We start from the raw sequence: 14,955 nt of genomic DNA, 5'->3' as shown, positions 1-14,955 counted from the left end.
ACCGCGGTGGGTAGGTGTTGTCATGGCGACCTTTTGCCACCGCGGTCAGGTCGCCCCTTGGGCCCACCGCGGTAGGTAGGTGTTGCCATGGCGACCTCTTGCCACCGCGGTGAGGCCGATCCCCGGCGCGAGGTCGATCGGCGAGAGTGAGGGCCGGTCAGCCGACCTCAGCGAACCGCGGGTCCGACCCCACGGCGCAGGTATGCCCGCAGGGCCGCGGTGAGCCCGTCCAGCCGCGTGCCTGCTGGGCGGCGGCGACATCGGCGGCGAGCCGGCAGGGGTGGCTGACCACCTCGACCCATCCCGCCCGGAGGACCACTCCGCCCTGCCCGGCGACCTCCCGGTCGCGACGGCGGTCGACCAGCTGGCGCTCCCGGTGCCACAGCGCACCGTCGATCTCGACGGCCAGCCGCCGTGCCGTGTCGCGGAAGTCCAGGCGGCGCACCCCGGCCCGGCCGTCCTCACGGTCCAACGGGCTCTGCCGTTGCATCCGCGGCAGCCCGTGCGCCTCCTCGACGTCGCGGGCGTACCTGACCTCGGCTGGACTGCCCAGGCCTTCCTCAGCTGCGGTCAGGGCCTCGCGCAGCAGGTCACCGGCCGGGTGGCGCGGGTGGTGCACCAGCTCGGCCCTGAGCTGCGCGACGGTGACCTTGCGGGACGAGACCGCCCGCGTGATCAGCGCCATCGACCCATCCACGTCCTGGGGGCGCAGGGCGATCACATCGAGCACGGTCTGGGGGAGTGTCGTCACCGGTATGCCGTAGCGCCGGGCCACCGTCAGCCGCCGGCGTCGGCGGGTCCTCACGCCGTCCAGCGATGAGCTGCGGTGGGTGTCGAAGTGCTCCGCCAGGGTGATGATGCTCGGCTGCTCGGGGTGCAGACCCCACAGGTGCAGTGCGCATCGCAGGCTGACCACGGCAGCGACGCCACGGGAGAGTGTGGCTGCCTCGACCCGCTCCAGCCAGGTGACCTCGCCGGTATGCCGGACGTAGGTCGCTCGGAAGACCTGCTGCCAGTCGCCACGGTCGACCCGATAGCGGAGAGCACCGATGGAGGTGCCCTCCGCGAGCGCCTGACGGCGGGAGATGACCGAGCTCATGGCGCCAGCGTGCCGCGGCATGGCCGCCCCGCGCTGGCGGTATCCACAGGAGGGCGCTCAGCACGGCATACCGCGGTGGGTACGTGCTGCCCTGGCTACCCCCTGCCACCGCGGTGAGGGTGGGGGCCGCATGCACCGCGGTAGGTAGGGGTTGCCCTGGCTACCTGTAGCCACCGCGGTGGCCGCCAGCGGGGAGGGCTGGGCCGCCAGCGGCGACCGGGACGGGCGACCGGTCAGCCGACCGGTGGCCCGAGCGCCAGCAGGCCCGCGAAGACGGCGCTGACGAGCACCAGGGCGACCAGTGCCGAGGCCCCGGGACGGCGCAGTACGAGGGCCAGGGCGCGCTCGGGGGCGGTGGTCGCGGCCTCCGGTGAGCGGAGCCGCCACTGCCCGCCGACCAGGTCGTTGCGGCGCACCCACTTCTCGAACGGGATGGTCACGAACGGCGGGATCGCGCTCAGCAGCCCCAGCAGGACGGTTCTTCCGCCCCACCTCTGGTCGATGCCGACGACGACCGTGACCACGCAGTAGGCCAGGAACACGAAGCCGTGAATCGGCCCGGCGATGCTCACGCCCAGGTCGGTGGTGTCGGTGACGTACTTGAGCACCATCCCGGTCAGCAGCAGCGCCCAGGTCACCGCCTCGGCATCGGCGAGGACACGGAGCAGCCGGCCAGGTCCAGGAGGGGTCATGCACCGATTCTCCCGCACCGTCCCGCCGGGCCACGACGGCCCTCCCACGGCCGACGGACGGGTATGCCGCTCCCTCAGTCGTCCTGCTGCCGCGCCCGCCGCCGACTCGTCCGGACCAACCGCTGACGCGCGGGCGACGAGGCGATAACGTTCCGGTCATGGCCAATGACGTGCGCACCCACCTGATCGGTCTGCTGCTCGGTGCCGAGGAGGACTGGCCCCGGGCCTTCGAGTCCGTGCTCGCCCAGGTGGGCGGCATCGACGTCGGGGGGACGACGCATACCCTCACCAGCGAGCGAGTCAGGATCCACCCCTTCGACCTGACCGACCCGGTCCGCCACGAGCTCGTCATCGACCGGCTCGCGTACTGGTACTACCACCCGCGCGAGTGGCTGAAGAAGACCTCGCTGATGAACGACACCTACCTGCTCAACAGCCCCTTCACCTTCCAGTCGATGGAGAAGCACAGCGCCTACGTGGCGATGCTGCGGCTCGGGATGAAGATCCCCAAGACCGTCCTGGTGCCCTACAAGAACCCGGTCGACAACACCCGTTGGGCCTACACCGCGGCCAAGTACAACGACCCCTTCGACCTGGAGGCGATCGCCGAGGAGGTGGGCTACCCGCTCTTCATGAAGCCCTTCGACGGCGGCGGCTGGCGCGGTGTCTCCCGCGTCGACGACGTCGAGACGCTGCACAAGGCCTACGACGAGTCCGGCAACATGCTCATGCACCTGCAGGCCACGGTCGACTACGACCACTTCGCCCGGGCGCTGACCATCGGGCCGGAGACGATGGTGATGGACTTCCGTCCGGAGCAGCCGATGCACAACCGGTATGCCGTCAGCCACGACTTCCTCTCCCCGCAGGCCGGCTGGGAGGCCGAGACGGTCAGCAAGGTCGTCAACGCCTTCTTCGGCTGGGAGTTCAACTCCGCGGAGATGCTCGTCGCCGGCGACGAGGTGCACCCGATCGACTACGCCAACGCCTGCCCGGACGTCGCGATCACCTCGCTGCACTACTACTTCCCGTGGGCGATCACCGCCCTCGTGCGCTGGTCGGCGTACTGCCTGGTGACCGGGCGCAAGTCGGCGATCGGTGTCCGCAACCCGCGCAGCTACTTCGAGATCGCGGACGACCCGGACCGCAGCTACCTGGAGAAGATGCAGGCCTACCGGACGCTCGCGGACGACGAGTTCGAGACCGAGCAGTACTGGCAGTGGTGCGAGCAGCACCTGCCGCACCTGCCCGAGCGGGTGCTGGAGTGGGCCACCTCCTCCGACTTCGATGACCTGCTGGTGGACACCGTGCGCGGGCACTACCCGCCGCACGAGCACGAGAAGTTCATCGAGCACTTCCGGGGGCTGACCGGGATGTGGGCCACCGACCAGCGGAGCCTGGAAGGGTAGGCAGGGCCGGGCAGCCCATCTCGGTACCATGGTGCATGAGAAACAGCCCTGACTCACCGTGGCGTCGATTGCCCGCAGCACCCCGTGTTCTCCTGCTGGTCGTGTCTCCGGCCGTGGTGTTGCTCGGCGCCGGGGTGGTCTACCTCGCCCATCTCGACGGCTACCTCTGGGGGACGGGTGAGGACGGGGTGGTGGAGTGGGCGACGGTGATCGGCTACCTGCTCGCTCTCGGGGTCGCGGCTACGCTCGTGCCACGGTTGTGGCGGAACCTCCGGTTGACTGCAGTGGCGTATGTCGTGCTCTGCATGGGGTTCTTCTTCATCGCGGGGGAGGAGGTCAGCTGGGGCCAGCGTCTCCTCGGCTTCGAAGGGCCACCTGCGCTCGTCGAAGCCAACCTGCAGGACGAGGCCAACCTGCACAACCTTCTCGACCGGTATGCACTGCACGCCCTTTACATCCTGATCGGTCTGTGGGGCGTGGGTGTGGGTCGCTGGGTCGTCCGTCACGTGCGGTGGCTGCGCCCGGGGTATGCCTACGCGCCGTCGCGTGAGGTGGTGTGGTGGTTCCTCCCGGTCCTGGCGTACTACGTGTACATCGACTACGCCGTGCCCGCCCTCGGTCTGCTCGGGCTCGAGGCGGGGGAGGGTCCACCACGGTTCCAGGAAGTGGTCGAGCTGCTCCTGGCAGTCGGCTTCCTGCTGTTCGTGGTGGAGGCCCGACTGCGGTTCGTGGGGTCCACCCGCCCCACGGGGGAGCAGGTTCCTGCGGGACGACCTTCCTAGCCCGCCGGTCCGTCCGGCGCGGCGTCCCAGGACCCGCCGACCTGCGGCCCCAGCGTCCGCATGTAGGCCTGTGAGACGTGGTCGTGGTCGACGTAGACCACGACGTTGCCTGCCGCCGCCGGGCAGGTGCCGTCAGCGCAGAACAGGTGCCGTACCGGAACGAGGTCGACCGGCAGGTCGTCGGCCACCATGCGTCGCGCGGCGGCGTGGAGCGGGCTCGGGCGCGGCTGATCAGCGTCCGCCTCAGGTCGTCCGCACGACGCCGCAGGGTGTTGGGACAGGCATTCGAGCACGTCGGGACGAGGCAGCGGCGTCTCCTCCATCACGACCACCCGTTTGCCGGAGTCCACCCACCGTGTCCATGCCTGCACGTAGCCGTCGGTGCCGGTCTCGTACGGGGACGATCCTGAGTCGGGAACCCAGGTGACGGTGTTCAGGGCGGCCGTCATGACGAGGTCGATCTCGGGGTCGGCCGCGATGTCGTCGATGACAGCCTCGGACCAGTCTTCGCACAGTTCTTGCTCTCCGGGGACGTAGCGTTCGGTGACGGCCGCGTTGACCGGGCAGGCTCCCCTGAGGTAGGTCACGAGGCGCCAGCCCCGCTGCTCTGCCGCGACCTGCGCAGCGGGTAGCCATCCGAGCCCGTGGGAGTCACCCGCCAGAGCGACGGTGGTCTCGGACGTGGGATCGCCGAACTCGCACCGGAGGATGGCAGAGCGGGTGACGACCTGCATGCACTGCTCGTTCTCGGGCGATTGCGTGAACTCGCTCAGCGCCATGGCGAGCGTCGGGATGAGCTCGTCGCCGAAGGGCGGACCACACCCGGGATCGGTCACTGCGCCGGAGCCGTAGCAGTCCAGGCCCTGCGAGAGGGCGCGCTCCTCGAGGTCGGCGGCTCGACCCGCGGCTAGTCCGATGATGCTCAGCTGCACCACGCACCCTGTGACGACGAGCAACGGTAGAGCCGTGCTTGCCAGCAGCGCCGGCCGAGGCACCCCGGGTGCCCGACGGCCGTCCTTCGGCCCACCCCCACGGAAGCGGTCCTCGACATGGATCTTGGTGAGCCATGCCAGCGCCAGACACAGGACCAGCAGCATCAGCTGGGTGGCGTGGCCTGGTTCGGCACCGACCGCCCAGGGCGCCAGAACGATGACGGGCCAGTGCCAGAGGTAGAGCGAGTAGGAGATGTCGCCCAGCCACTGCACAGGTGCCGACATCGTGAGCCGGCTGAGCCCGAGTCGGCCGGTGCCGAATCCGCCCCACAGGCACATCGCTGTCGCGAGGACCGGCACCGCGGCGATCCATCCCGGGAAGGGCCAGGTCCCCTGGTAGACGAAGAGACACGCAGCGAGGATGAGAGCCCCGCACCATCCGGCGACTGCGTGCCAGGCGCCACGGCTCAGGCCCGGTGTCATGACCAGAGCCAGCAGGGCACCCACGCCGAACTCCCAGGCGCGCACATGCGTGGCGTAGAACGAGAGCTGCCAGTTGTCGGGGGTGGTCACGACCGAGGCGATGAAGGACACCAGCGTGACCAGCCCCAGCCCCACGATGATCCCGCTGCGTGCACTGCCCCGACGGCGCCCCACCCATGCCGCCATCACGATGATCATCGGCCACAGGAGATAGAACTGCTCCTCGACCGAGAGTGACCAGTAGTGCTGGGCGAGAGAGGGAGTGCCCGCGAAGTAGTCGTCACCCCTCTGCACCAGCAACCAGTTCTGGACGTAGAGGGTCGATGCGAGCAGCTCGGAGAAGGTGCCCCACCAGAGGCTGACCGGCTGGATGAACCACGCGACCACCCCGGACACGAGTGCTACCAGCGCCGCGGCCGGGATCAGTCGGCGGACCCGGCGGACGTAGAACTGACGGAAGGAGAAGGTGCCTCGGTCGACCTGCCGGACGATCCCGTTCGTGATCAAGAACCCTGAGATGACGAAGAAGATGTCGACGCCCAGGAAGCCACCGGGCAAGGCCTGCGGCCAGAAGTGGAATAGCACGACGGCGCCCACGGCAAGGGCCCTCAGTGCCTGCACGTGGGAAAGGCGGGGGGCAGAACCTGCACGTGGACTCAATGTCGCCGTCGCTCGAGGCTCACTATCCGGTGTCACGTCGATCCCGCGCCGCTGTCGGAGAGGGGGGTACCTGCATTCGTCCGCGTCATCGGTGCGTCAAGGCACCGGCATCACGACGAGCAGATCTTGCCGAGACAGATACATGAGTCGATCGGTCGGTCACTGTGCGTGTTCTACCACACCAGCCTTGCGGCCGGTCTCAGCGCAGACGAGACCGCAGGAAGCGTTGAACCGTGCCGGGGCCCCAGGTGAGCACGACGAACAGGAGCAGCGCGGGACCGGCCGCCGCTCCGCACAGGAGCAACCCCAGACCGCCGGAGGGCAGCGGACCATCCTGAATGAGCATCTGCATCACCCATACGGCCGCTGCGCTGCAGGAACCGGCGACCACGGCCTGCCACCACGGCACCGCCGACCACGCGGACGGCACCGGCACCTCCAGCCGTCGGGAGATCCAGAGCAGCAGCATCAGACCACCGAACTGACCCACGACGGCACCCACGGCGGCTCCGATGGCACCGACCTGCGGCACCAGGATCAAGGACACCACGGCCAGGAGGAGGACCGTCAGCGCACTGCTCCACATCTCGTACTGGGCGCGTCCCAGGAGCAGCAGCCACTGGAGCAGGACCTGCGGCAGCAGGGCGAGCCATTGCGCGACGAGCATGATGGCCGCGACCTGCCCGGCCAGCTCCCCCTCGAGGGGTAGCCACACGTTGACGCCGACGTAGGCAGCGGGTGCTCCCACCACCACCCAGCCGGTGACGGCACGGACCCAGATGCGTTGCACGTGCGTCATCTCCGGGGCCGCCGCCGCCGGCCCGATGCTGCCGACACTGCGTCCCAGCATGGCCTGGATCGGAGCGACGCCGTTCATCGGGATCAACCGGAGCTGTTGCGCAAAGGTGTTGCCGGGCCCGAAGTCGGGTACCTGGCCAGGTCGCAACCGCCCGACGATGAGCAGCACCCCCTGCATGGAGGCGATGGTCAGCAGCCCCGAGACCTGGACCCGCCAGGAGACCTTTCCCACCTCCAGCAGCCGTGCCCACGACACGAAGCCGACGCCTCGCCATGACAGGTGGCGCAGTGACGGGGGAACGATGGTGAGGGTGGCCACCACCTGCTGGGCGATGAACGCATACGCGACACCACGTAGACCCATGCCGGCAGAGAGGACCCAGAGCATGCCCGCGGCATACACCGCGTAGCTCAGGAGAGAGGAGACCGACGAGATGGCGAAGCGTTCGTAGGCGTGCAGCGCCGCAGCGAAGAGGTTCCGCAGCAGCCCCGCGGCAACCAGCACCAGGAGGACCCGGAGGAGGAAGGTGGTGTCATCGAGAAGCTCTGGGGGAGCTTGGAAGAAGCGCGCGATGTCCGCCGCCAGGATGAAGGCAGGGACGAGGAACAACCCGCTGACTGCTATCGCGGCGACGGACAGCGTGACGAGCAGCCGGGTGATGCTCCGTCGGTCGTCGGTTCCGGCGTGCAGTGCGAAGTAGTACTGCGCGCTCCTGCCGATCCCCCCGTCGAACGTTGCGATCAGCTGCGTGACGGTGCTGGTCACCAGCCACAGGCCGTAGCCCGTGCGGCCCAGGGTGGTGATGACGAACGGGGTCAGTGCCAGGTTGACGAACAGCGGCATGATCTGGGCGAGGATCCGCCAGCTGCTGCCACGGATGAGGCGACCCGCGAGACTCGGTTGCGGTGTGACCGCGGCCGTCTCCTCCTGCGGTCCGTCCGGTCCCGCCGCGTGGGGTGGCCCGGTCATGAGGGCCCGGCGTCGGCCGGTACTGCTCGCTCCAGGAAGTCGGCCATGGCAGGGCCAGTGCTCCGGGGGGTGAACTCCGTCAGCACACTCTCCCGGCCGGCTGCGCCCAACCGATGCCTCAGATCCGGGTCCGCGGCCAGTTCTCCGATGGCGTCGGCGAGCAGGTCGGCCCTGGCCATCCGGACGAGCAACCCGTTGTGCCGGTCCCGCACCAGCTCGGGGATGGCCGAGAGCTCGGTGGCCACCGCAGGGAGTTCGGTCGCCATAGCCTCCATGAGGACGACCGGGAGCCCCTCCATGAAGGAGGTCATGAGGTAGATGTCCGCCCAGTGGTAGTGGGCGAGGATGTCGTCCTGGCCGACCGGACCGACCAGATGGATCTGTTCCTCCAGCCCGGTCCGCGCGAGATGCTCCCGGAGGACACCTTCGTCAGGTCCCTGCCCGACGATGCGCACCTCCACCGTGACTCCGTTGTCCCGCAGGCGGGCGCACGCGTCGATGAGGACATGGAAGCCCTTCAGGGTCACCAGACGCCCCACGGCCAAGGCGCGCAGCGGACCGGTATGCCCACGAGGTTCGGCAGGTGGGCGGTACTGATCGGGGTCCACCGACATCCTGACCACCTCGATCTTGTCCCAGTGCGTGTGGTCGACGAACCGCATCAGCTGTCCTCTGGTGAAGTCGCTGATACAGGCGATGGCCCGCGCCTGCCGGATCTTCGCAGCCACGTCCCACTGCGTGACGTTCTCGAACTCGGCGGATCCGTGAACCGTCAGGGACCACGTCCAGGTCCCGGGGCCGTCGATGGTGTCTCCGAGCCGGCAGACGAGCCTGGCCACATCGGCCGAGACGTTGGCGTGATGCACGTGGACGTGCCGCAGCCCGCGAGCACGCATCTGGTCGTGCAGCACCACCGCCTCCCCGTAGTAGAACGTCTGCCACACCCTGGCCCGGGGCGTGGCGTCACCGCTGCGCATCGCCGTCCACAGGGTCCGGGCAGCGGCGATCGGGGTGCGACCCAGCGTCGACCGGTGCGCCCTCACCCAGGGTGCGGGGTCACCACCGAGCAGGACGAAGGTCTGGGCCGCCTCCTGTCGCATGGTCCGGGAGCGGAGGTCCGCAGCCGGTGAGGCCCTGATGGAGAAGGTGTCCACAGCGATGCCTTGATCCCGCACGGCCGCGATCTCGCGCTCGATGAAGGTGTGCGACAACGCCGGATAGTGGCTGTTGAGATAGGCCAGGCGGCGCCGGGGGGGCGCTGGCGCGGCAGCTGCCGATCGTTCACCGCGTGGAGTCGTCACGCTGCCACGTCCTGTGATCGGTGCGGTGGGCCCGGGCGATGAGGGTGAGTGACGCGTAGGTGACTGCAGACGGCAGCCGGGAGGGTCGCTGACGCACCAGGCGGATGAGGGCACGGACCGTCGAGCCGGTGGTCGGGGCGAAGTCATGGGTTCGGGCAAGCGTGCCCAGCTGGCCGCTGCGGTCCTTGGCCAAGCGGGCGTTCCCCTGGGCCACCCGACTGCGCACCTTGACGAGCGTGGTCCACCGGCGAGGCGTGCGCACCGTGGAGGTACCGCGGGTCAGCACGGTCTCGCTGGGAGTGAACAACCGGTTGACGAACAGGTCGTCGCCCTGCACGGGAGGAAACGTGTCGAAGCGTGCCCGACCGGCACAGGAGAGGCCGTAGACCCCGCGCCCGACCGCAGTGCCGGCGGAGGAGGGCAGGAGCCGGTACATGGCGTAGAAGTGGCGCACCAGCACGTCCGCTCCCGCGGTGTCGTGCCTCACTCCTGGTGCGGCCAGTCGAGGCTCGGAGGTGGTCAAGGCCTCGACGAGGCCGTGGATCGCCTCTCGGTCCAGGCAGACGTCGGCATCGAGGTAGAACCGGGGGAAACAGCTGGCAACCTGGTCGGCCGCGTTCATCGCACCCGTCTTCGACGGCTCGGGCACCTCCAGCACCGTCACCCCCGAGAAGTGTCGTGCCACCGCAGCGGTGTCGTCCGTGCACCCGTTGGCGGCGACGACGATCTCCAGGGGCAGCCCTGATGCCTCGGAGACAAGGGGAGCGAGACAGGCAGCGATGCTGCGGCCCTCGTTGTGGGCCGGGATGACGACGCTGGCAACAGGGGAAAAGTCCCGCGAGGTCACGATCCGCCCTCGGAGGAGGCTCGAGGAGGAGCCATGCCTTCGGGCAGTCGGCTGCGCAGCACCACGGCCGGGACGCCACCGACGATGCTGTAGGCGGGGACGTCACGGGTCACGACCGCTCCCGCAGCCAGGACCGAGCCCGTGCCCACCCGGACCCCCGGCATGATGGTGACATTCGCGCCGATCCACACATCATCCTCGATGGCCACCGGCTGATACTCCTCGAACCCCTGGCTGCTCATGGGGCTGTGGACGTCGTCGATCCGGTGGTTCCGGGTGAGGATGGTGCAGCGGGGGCCCATCATCACGTCGTTGCCGATGGTCACCGGCCCGTGGACGTCGGCGTCGACTCCCAGACCGGACCTGTGGCCCAGCCGCAGTTCCCGTCCTGATCCGAAGACTGCGCCGGCCTCGATGTTGACGTCGTCGCCGGCGTGCTGGATCAACGATCCCGCTGTGGCCCGTCGCAGACGGCGAGCAAGGTGACCTCCGGGCGAGTAGCTGCGGGGAAGCCGAGCAGCCACGCCGTAGTACAACGTGTAGCACGCCCCGTTGATCACGGTACGGACCAGCGATGGCATGAGACCTCCTCGTGCGGTCCTGGATGGCACCCTGACCGGCCCACGGGAAGAGTATCCCAGGCCAACCACAGAATGCCGTGGTGTGATTCACCTGGCCATTTACCATACTGCGTGATGGGCTGACATACTGACCCGAGCCCGTCGGGCCCCGCCGTTGAAGTACCGAGGTGGACGCAGCAGTCATACTGCACGATCAGGTCCACGGCGTGATGACCCACCGTCCGGGGCGGCGGCATGTTCTTGAGGAGACAGATGACCATCCACCGCTCCCCCGACCATCGGGGCCGTTCAGCCTGGGTGTCGTACCGGAGGTACTGGCCGCTGGTGGCTATCGTCACCGCCGCATTCGTGCTGATCGCCGTGCTGGCCTCCTTCCTGCGTCCGGTCGTGCACACCGCCGAGGCCCGTCTGGCGGTGGGTAGCGGCCAGATGACGGCGCTGAACATCCCAGGTTTTCCGAGCGCGTCGGAAGAGATGGCGTCGAACTACGCGCGGTGGGTGTCGCACCAGGGGGTGCAAGGACGCTGGGCGCCAGAGGGGACGCTGTCCTTGTCCGCATCACCGATCGTCGAGTCCAACGTGCTGCGGATCGAGGCCACCTCCCACGACGAGGACATCGCGGTCGAGGCGGCCCAGCAGGCATCGGACAACCTCATCGAGACGGTCAACGAGGTTGCCTCAGGAAACGACCCTGATGCGTTGCTGCAGGACATCGAGAGCAACGTGCGACCGCTCACCGAGGCGCGGATCGAGACCCAGCGCATCCAGGACGTGTACGAAGAGGGCCTGGAGGATGGACAGCCCCAGATCGAGGTGGAGCGCCGGTTCGAGGCCTTCGTCACCGCCGAGGCCGCTCTCACGGTGATGGAGCTGGAGCAGGATGCGAGGCGTGACCGGTACCGGAGCCTGGTCGCCAGCCGCAGCACCGAGGCGGAGCTGGTGGACGTGTCGCCGGCGCAGATCGTCTCCGACGATCGCTTCTCGGTCATCCAGCGCAACGGCCTGCTGGGACTACTGGTCGGGCTGGGTGCCTCGACGGTGCTGGTCCTGCTGCGGGAGCGCCGTCGCCTTCGCGGCGATACCGACACCGCAGTGGAGACGGTCCGCGACGAGGCGCAGGACGATGCCCCCGGCCACGGCTGAGATCACAGCGCCCCACCGGCCTGCGTCGCAGCGGCTGACGGACCTCCTTCCTCGGTGGGTGCACACCCAGCCGGTGTACGTCTGGCTCTTCCTGCTGGGCGTGGCCAGCAACGTCCTCTCGGGCCACAGCCACCGGTTGTTCCTCCCGATCTCGCCCGACCGCGTGCTGATCCCGTTGGCGATCGTGCTGCTGTTGCGCGATCCCACGAGGCCACGACTGCGCCCGGGACTCGTGCACGCTCTCATGGTGGCTTTCGTCCTGTGGACGGTCGTGTCGATGATCTGGCACGGGAATCTGCTGGAGAGTGTCCACCTGTACGCGTTGCTGGATCGGACGGTGCTGCCGTTCCTGATGTTCGTCCTGGCACCGTTGATCTTCACGGATGTCGCTCGGCGCGACCTGCTGCTGAAGATGTTGACCGTGCTGGGCCTGTACCTCGCGGTCACCGCCGTGCTCGAGATCGTCGCCCCACAACTCGTGTTCCCTCGCTACATCATGGACGAGGAGGTAGGACTGCACTTCGGACGGGCTCGCGGACCGTTCGCGGGTGCAGAGGCGATGGCGATGGCGCTGGCGGTCACAGCGGGAGCAGCCGGGCTGTTGGCCACCCGGAGGCTGCGCCGTTGGACCAGCCTGGGTGCTCTGGTCATGCTGCTCAGCCTCTTCGGGGTCGTCCTCACCACGACACGGTCGGTCTGGGTCGGACTGGCCGTCGCCCTGGTCGTCCTGCTCGTGCTGGTCCCCACGCTGCGGTCCTGGATCCCGGCCATGGCGGGGGCCGGGATGCTCGGGCTGGGCGCTGTGGCACTGCTGATGCCGAGCCTGGTGGAGGACATCACCGAACGGTCCGCGTCGGCCGGACCCATCTACGACCGCTTGAGCAGCAACGCTGCGGCCTTGCGGCTTCTGGGGGAGATGCCTCTCACGGGCATCGGTTGGCGACGCTTCTATCCTGACGGGGCCGAGTGGGCCAGGCAGTCCGACTCCTTTCCGATGAACAACGCGACCATCGAGGTCCACAACGTGATCCTCTCCCGCGGCGCTGAGCTGGGGATCCCGGCCATGCTGGTGTTCGTGGCGATCATCGTGCTGGGGCCGGTGCGCTGGGCGCTCGCGCGGCTCCCGGTCGACGCCGCCCCGGACCTCCGTGGTTGGTCGGTGCTCTCCGCCGTCATCGTCACCGTCTGGCTGGTGGCGGGGTCCTTCGGCCCGATGTCGAACCCGTTCCCCAACTATGCGGTCTGGTTGATCGCCGGCATACCGGCGTGGCGGTATGCCGTCCCGCATCTACCGTGCGCAAGCAGTGGGGAGGTGAGGTGATGGGTGCTGCGGTGAAGAACGAGGGAGTGCCACTGGTGACGGTGGTCATGCCGGCCTACAACGCTGAGACGACGATCGGGGCCAGTCTCTCCGGCGTCCTGACCCAGACCCACCCCAGTGTGGAGGTGGTGGTCGTGGACGACGGTTCGACCGACCGTACCGGCGACATCTGTCAGGCCCACGGGGACGCGGTGCGTTACCTGCGTCAGGAGAACGCCGGCAGCTCGGTGGCGCGCAACGCCGCACTGGAGCAGGCACGGGGAGACTTCATCGCCTTCTGCGACGCCGACGACGTGCTCTTGCCTGCCTACCTCGAGAAGGCTCTCGCCCGCTACCACGACGCAGGCGGTGGACGACGAGTCGTGATGTGTGAGGCGCTGCAGCTGACGTCCACGGGGCTGGCCCACGGGCGTCGGTTGATCGGTCCGCACTTCCCCCAGGACCGTCAGCGACTGGCCATCCTGCAGAAGAACTTCGTCCCTATCCTGAGTCTCTTCCCACGGCAGCTGCTCGACGAGGTGCCCGGTTTCGCCGAGGACCTGCTCTACTGCGAGGACTGGGAGTTCTGGATCCGGACTGTGCTCAGCGGGTGGGAGGTGGTCTTCCAGCCGGAACCCCACGCGCTGTACCGGCTGACGCCCGACGCCAAGTCTGCTGATGAGCGACGACACGCGGCCGAGGACGTGATCGTCAGGAGGGTCAAGGACGAGCACTGGGACGGTCTGGGTCGACACGAGCGGGAGTTCCTCACCCTCCGGCTGGGCACCGAGGCGCCGCGCCTGCTGGACCTGCGGGCAGGGGAGGACCTGAGGGCGAGGCGGTGGAGCCAGGCACGCGGGCGCTACCGCAGCCTGGCCGGCCTCAGCTCGCAGGATCGCCGGGTCCAACTCAGGTCCCTGGTGTTCGGATACGTCCCAGGTGCGCTGCGGATCGGCCGATGGCGCCAGCTCCTGATCGATCGCCGTACGGGTGGCCGAATCGCCGCCACGGTGCCTGACAAGAGCCGCTCGACCCCCTCCCAGGAAAGGAACTGATGGCCGCCTCGACCGTCGTCCCGCACGTCTTCCTCACCCGGTTCAACCTCCCGGCGAACCGGGTGGAGCGCTCGATCTTCTCCGACGAGTGGCTGACGGCCCGGATGGAGTTGTTCGAGAAGTACACCGTGCCGTCGGTGCGGGCGCAGCTGACCGTCGGTGAGGTGGTCTGGATCATCTACCTGGGTGACAGCACCCCGGACTGGCTGCGCCAGCGCATGTCGGAGCTCGCGGACGAGCTGCCCGTGCTCCCTATCTACCTGGGCGGCCCGTTGGATCCGACGGAGCTGCGCGGACACGTCCGGGAGGCAGTGGGGAAGGCAGACGGTCCGGTGGTGACGTCGAACCTCGACAACGACGACGGCTTGGCCAAGGACTACGTCCGGCGGGTGCGGGAGCTGACGCCGGAGTCCCGGCCCGGCGCCGTCTACCTGACCATGGGGCTGATCCGACGGGAAGGGGACGTCTATCTGCGACGCGACGAGGTCAATGCGTTCGTCGCCGTCGTCGACGACCTGGGCTCGGACGACTTCCGGACGTGCTGGGCGGGTTTCCACAACCAGCTCGAAGAGCAGATGCCGGTCGTGCGGGATGCAGGGACGCCCGCCTGGCTGCAGGTGGTGCACGGCCGCAATGTCTCCAACCGAGTGGGTGGACGTCTGACGCCGGCGAGCAACCATGCTTCGCTGTACGCCGGTCTGCTGGAAGACGTACCCGCTCCCAGCGTCGGCGCGCGCGCGAGGGACCTCCTCTCGCAGCCGGCCCGGACGGCGCGGGACAGGGTCGTGCGTCCCACCGCCGTGGTGCTTCGCCGACTGATCGGACTCGAGCGGTACGAGTCGCTCAAGATGGCGGTGCAGCGGCGGCACTGAGCCGATCGTGGCACGAGCCCGATGCTAGGCT

The 14,955-nt window shown here is 68.7% G+C and carries 13 protein-coding genes; 6 read left to right on the top strand and 7 right to left on the bottom strand.

The window, feature by feature from the left end; all coding sequences use genetic code 11:
- Nucleotides 1-157: 157 nt before the first annotated feature.
- Nucleotides 158-1,099: a DUF559 domain-containing protein gene (locus ACI3EY_RS13155; protein WP_405040679.1), complete on the bottom strand. Its 942-nt coding sequence runs from the start codon at nucleotides 1,097-1,099 to the stop codon at nucleotides 158-160.
- Between the two features lie 233 nt (nucleotides 1,100-1,332).
- Entirely contained in the window at nucleotides 1,333-1,791 is a 459-nt protein-coding gene (locus ACI3EY_RS13150; RefSeq protein ID WP_405040678.1) for a DUF3817 domain-containing protein, read from the bottom strand.
- 158 nt (nucleotides 1,792-1,949) lie between these two features.
- On the opposite strand from ACI3EY_RS13150, the gene ACI3EY_RS13145 reads away from it, so the two are divergent.
- Nucleotides 1,950-3,200 carry an ATP-grasp domain-containing protein gene (locus tag ACI3EY_RS13145; protein WP_405040677.1) on the top strand — a complete coding sequence of 417 codons (1,251 nt, stop codon included), beginning with the start codon at nucleotides 1,950-1,952 and terminating at the stop codon, nucleotides 3,198-3,200.
- 101 nt (nucleotides 3,201-3,301) lie between these two features.
- On the top strand, nucleotides 3,302-3,982 hold the full coding sequence (locus tag ACI3EY_RS13140) for a hypothetical protein (protein ID WP_405040676.1): 681 nt from the start codon (nucleotides 3,302-3,304) through the stop codon (nucleotides 3,980-3,982).
- On the opposite strand, the gene ACI3EY_RS13135 is transcribed toward ACI3EY_RS13140, so the two are convergent.
- From ACI3EY_RS13135 to ACI3EY_RS13115, 5 genes are all read right to left on the bottom strand, one after another.
- The gene (locus ACI3EY_RS13135) at nucleotides 3,979-6,018 is read right to left on the bottom strand and encodes an acyltransferase family protein (protein ID WP_405040675.1); all 2,040 of its coding nucleotides are present in this window, start codon (nucleotides 6,016-6,018) and stop codon (nucleotides 3,979-3,981) included. The genes ACI3EY_RS13140 and ACI3EY_RS13135 overlap by 4 nt on opposite strands.
- A 238-nt stretch (nucleotides 6,019-6,256) precedes the next feature.
- The gene (locus tag ACI3EY_RS13130; protein WP_405040674.1) at nucleotides 6,257-7,825 is read right to left on the bottom strand and encodes a lipopolysaccharide biosynthesis protein; all 1,569 of its coding nucleotides are present in this window, start codon (nucleotides 7,823-7,825) and stop codon (nucleotides 6,257-6,259) included.
- Complete coding sequence (locus ACI3EY_RS13125) at nucleotides 7,822-9,036, bottom strand: glycosyltransferase family 4 protein (RefSeq protein ID WP_405040673.1); 1,215 nt, start codon at nucleotides 9,034-9,036, stop codon at nucleotides 7,822-7,824. The genes ACI3EY_RS13130 and ACI3EY_RS13125 overlap by 4 nt, the downstream gene beginning before the upstream one ends.
- Before the next feature lie 70 nt (nucleotides 9,037-9,106).
- Nucleotides 9,107-9,973: a glycosyltransferase family 2 protein gene (locus ACI3EY_RS13120; RefSeq protein ID WP_405040672.1), complete on the bottom strand. Its 867-nt coding sequence runs from the start codon at nucleotides 9,971-9,973 to the stop codon at nucleotides 9,107-9,109.
- Entirely contained in the window at nucleotides 9,970-10,554 is a 585-nt protein-coding gene (locus tag ACI3EY_RS13115; protein ID WP_405040671.1) for an acyltransferase, read from the bottom strand. The genes ACI3EY_RS13120 and ACI3EY_RS13115 overlap by 4 nt, the downstream gene beginning before the upstream one ends.
- 324 nt (nucleotides 10,555-10,878) lie before the next feature.
- Between ACI3EY_RS13115 and ACI3EY_RS13110 the strand changes: the two genes are divergently transcribed.
- The 4 genes from ACI3EY_RS13110 to ACI3EY_RS13095 are packed head-to-tail and all read left to right on the top strand — an operon-like array spanning nucleotide 10,879 to nucleotide 14,924.
- A complete protein-coding gene (locus tag ACI3EY_RS13110; protein ID WP_405040670.1) occupies nucleotides 10,879-11,697 on the top strand; it encodes a hypothetical protein in 819 nt (272 codons plus the stop codon).
- A gap of 58 nt (nucleotides 11,698-11,755) precedes the next feature.
- Nucleotides 11,756-13,018, top strand: a complete 1,263-nt coding sequence (locus ACI3EY_RS13105; protein WP_405040669.1) for an O-antigen ligase family protein — start codon at nucleotides 11,756-11,758, stop codon at nucleotides 13,016-13,018.
- Nucleotides 13,018-14,052 (top strand): glycosyltransferase family 2 protein, encoded by a 1,035-nt coding sequence (locus ACI3EY_RS13100; RefSeq protein ID WP_405040668.1) that lies wholly within the window; start codon nucleotides 13,018-13,020, stop codon nucleotides 14,050-14,052. The genes ACI3EY_RS13105 and ACI3EY_RS13100 overlap by 1 nt, the downstream gene beginning before the upstream one ends.
- A complete protein-coding gene (locus tag ACI3EY_RS13095) occupies nucleotides 14,052-14,924 on the top strand; it encodes a glycosyltransferase (RefSeq protein WP_405040667.1) in 873 nt (290 codons plus the stop codon). Before ACI3EY_RS13100 ends, ACI3EY_RS13095 begins: the two co-directional genes overlap by 1 nt.
- Nucleotides 14,925-14,955 lie beyond the last annotated feature (31 nt).

The sequence above is a fragment of the Serinicoccus shuyuelongi genome, from assembly GCF_045032955.1.
Taxonomy (GTDB): domain Bacteria; phylum Actinomycetota; class Actinomycetes; order Actinomycetales; family Dermatophilaceae; genus Ornithinicoccus.
The sequence above is the reverse complement of the archived record's forward strand: the minus strand, read 5'-3'. Positions and strand labels throughout refer to the sequence as shown.

Excerpts from the sequence above, each read along its gene's own strand:
- ACI3EY_RS13155 (WP_405040679.1), bottom strand. The coding sequence starts at position 1,099 with ATGAGCTCGGTCATCTCCCGCCGTCAGGCGCTCGCGGAGGGCACCTCC.
- ACI3EY_RS13150 (WP_405040678.1), bottom strand. The coding sequence starts at position 1,791 with ATGACCCCTCCTGGACCTGGCCGGCTGCTCCGTGTCCTCGCCGATGCC.
- ACI3EY_RS13145 (WP_405040677.1), top strand. The coding sequence starts at position 1,950 with ATGGCCAATGACGTGCGCACCCACCTGATCGGTCTGCTGCTCGGTGCC.
- ACI3EY_RS13130 (WP_405040674.1), bottom strand. The coding sequence starts at position 7,825 with ATGACCGGGCCACCCCACGCGGCGGGACCGGACGGACCGCAGGAGGAG.
- ACI3EY_RS13115 (WP_405040671.1), bottom strand. The coding sequence starts at position 10,554 with ATGCCATCGCTGGTCCGTACCGTGATCAACGGGGCGTGCTACACGTTG.
- ACI3EY_RS13100 (WP_405040668.1), top strand. The coding sequence starts at position 13,018 with ATGGGTGCTGCGGTGAAGAACGAGGGAGTGCCACTGGTGACGGTGGTC.
- ACI3EY_RS13095 (WP_405040667.1), top strand. The coding sequence starts at position 14,052 with ATGGCCGCCTCGACCGTCGTCCCGCACGTCTTCCTCACCCGGTTCAAC.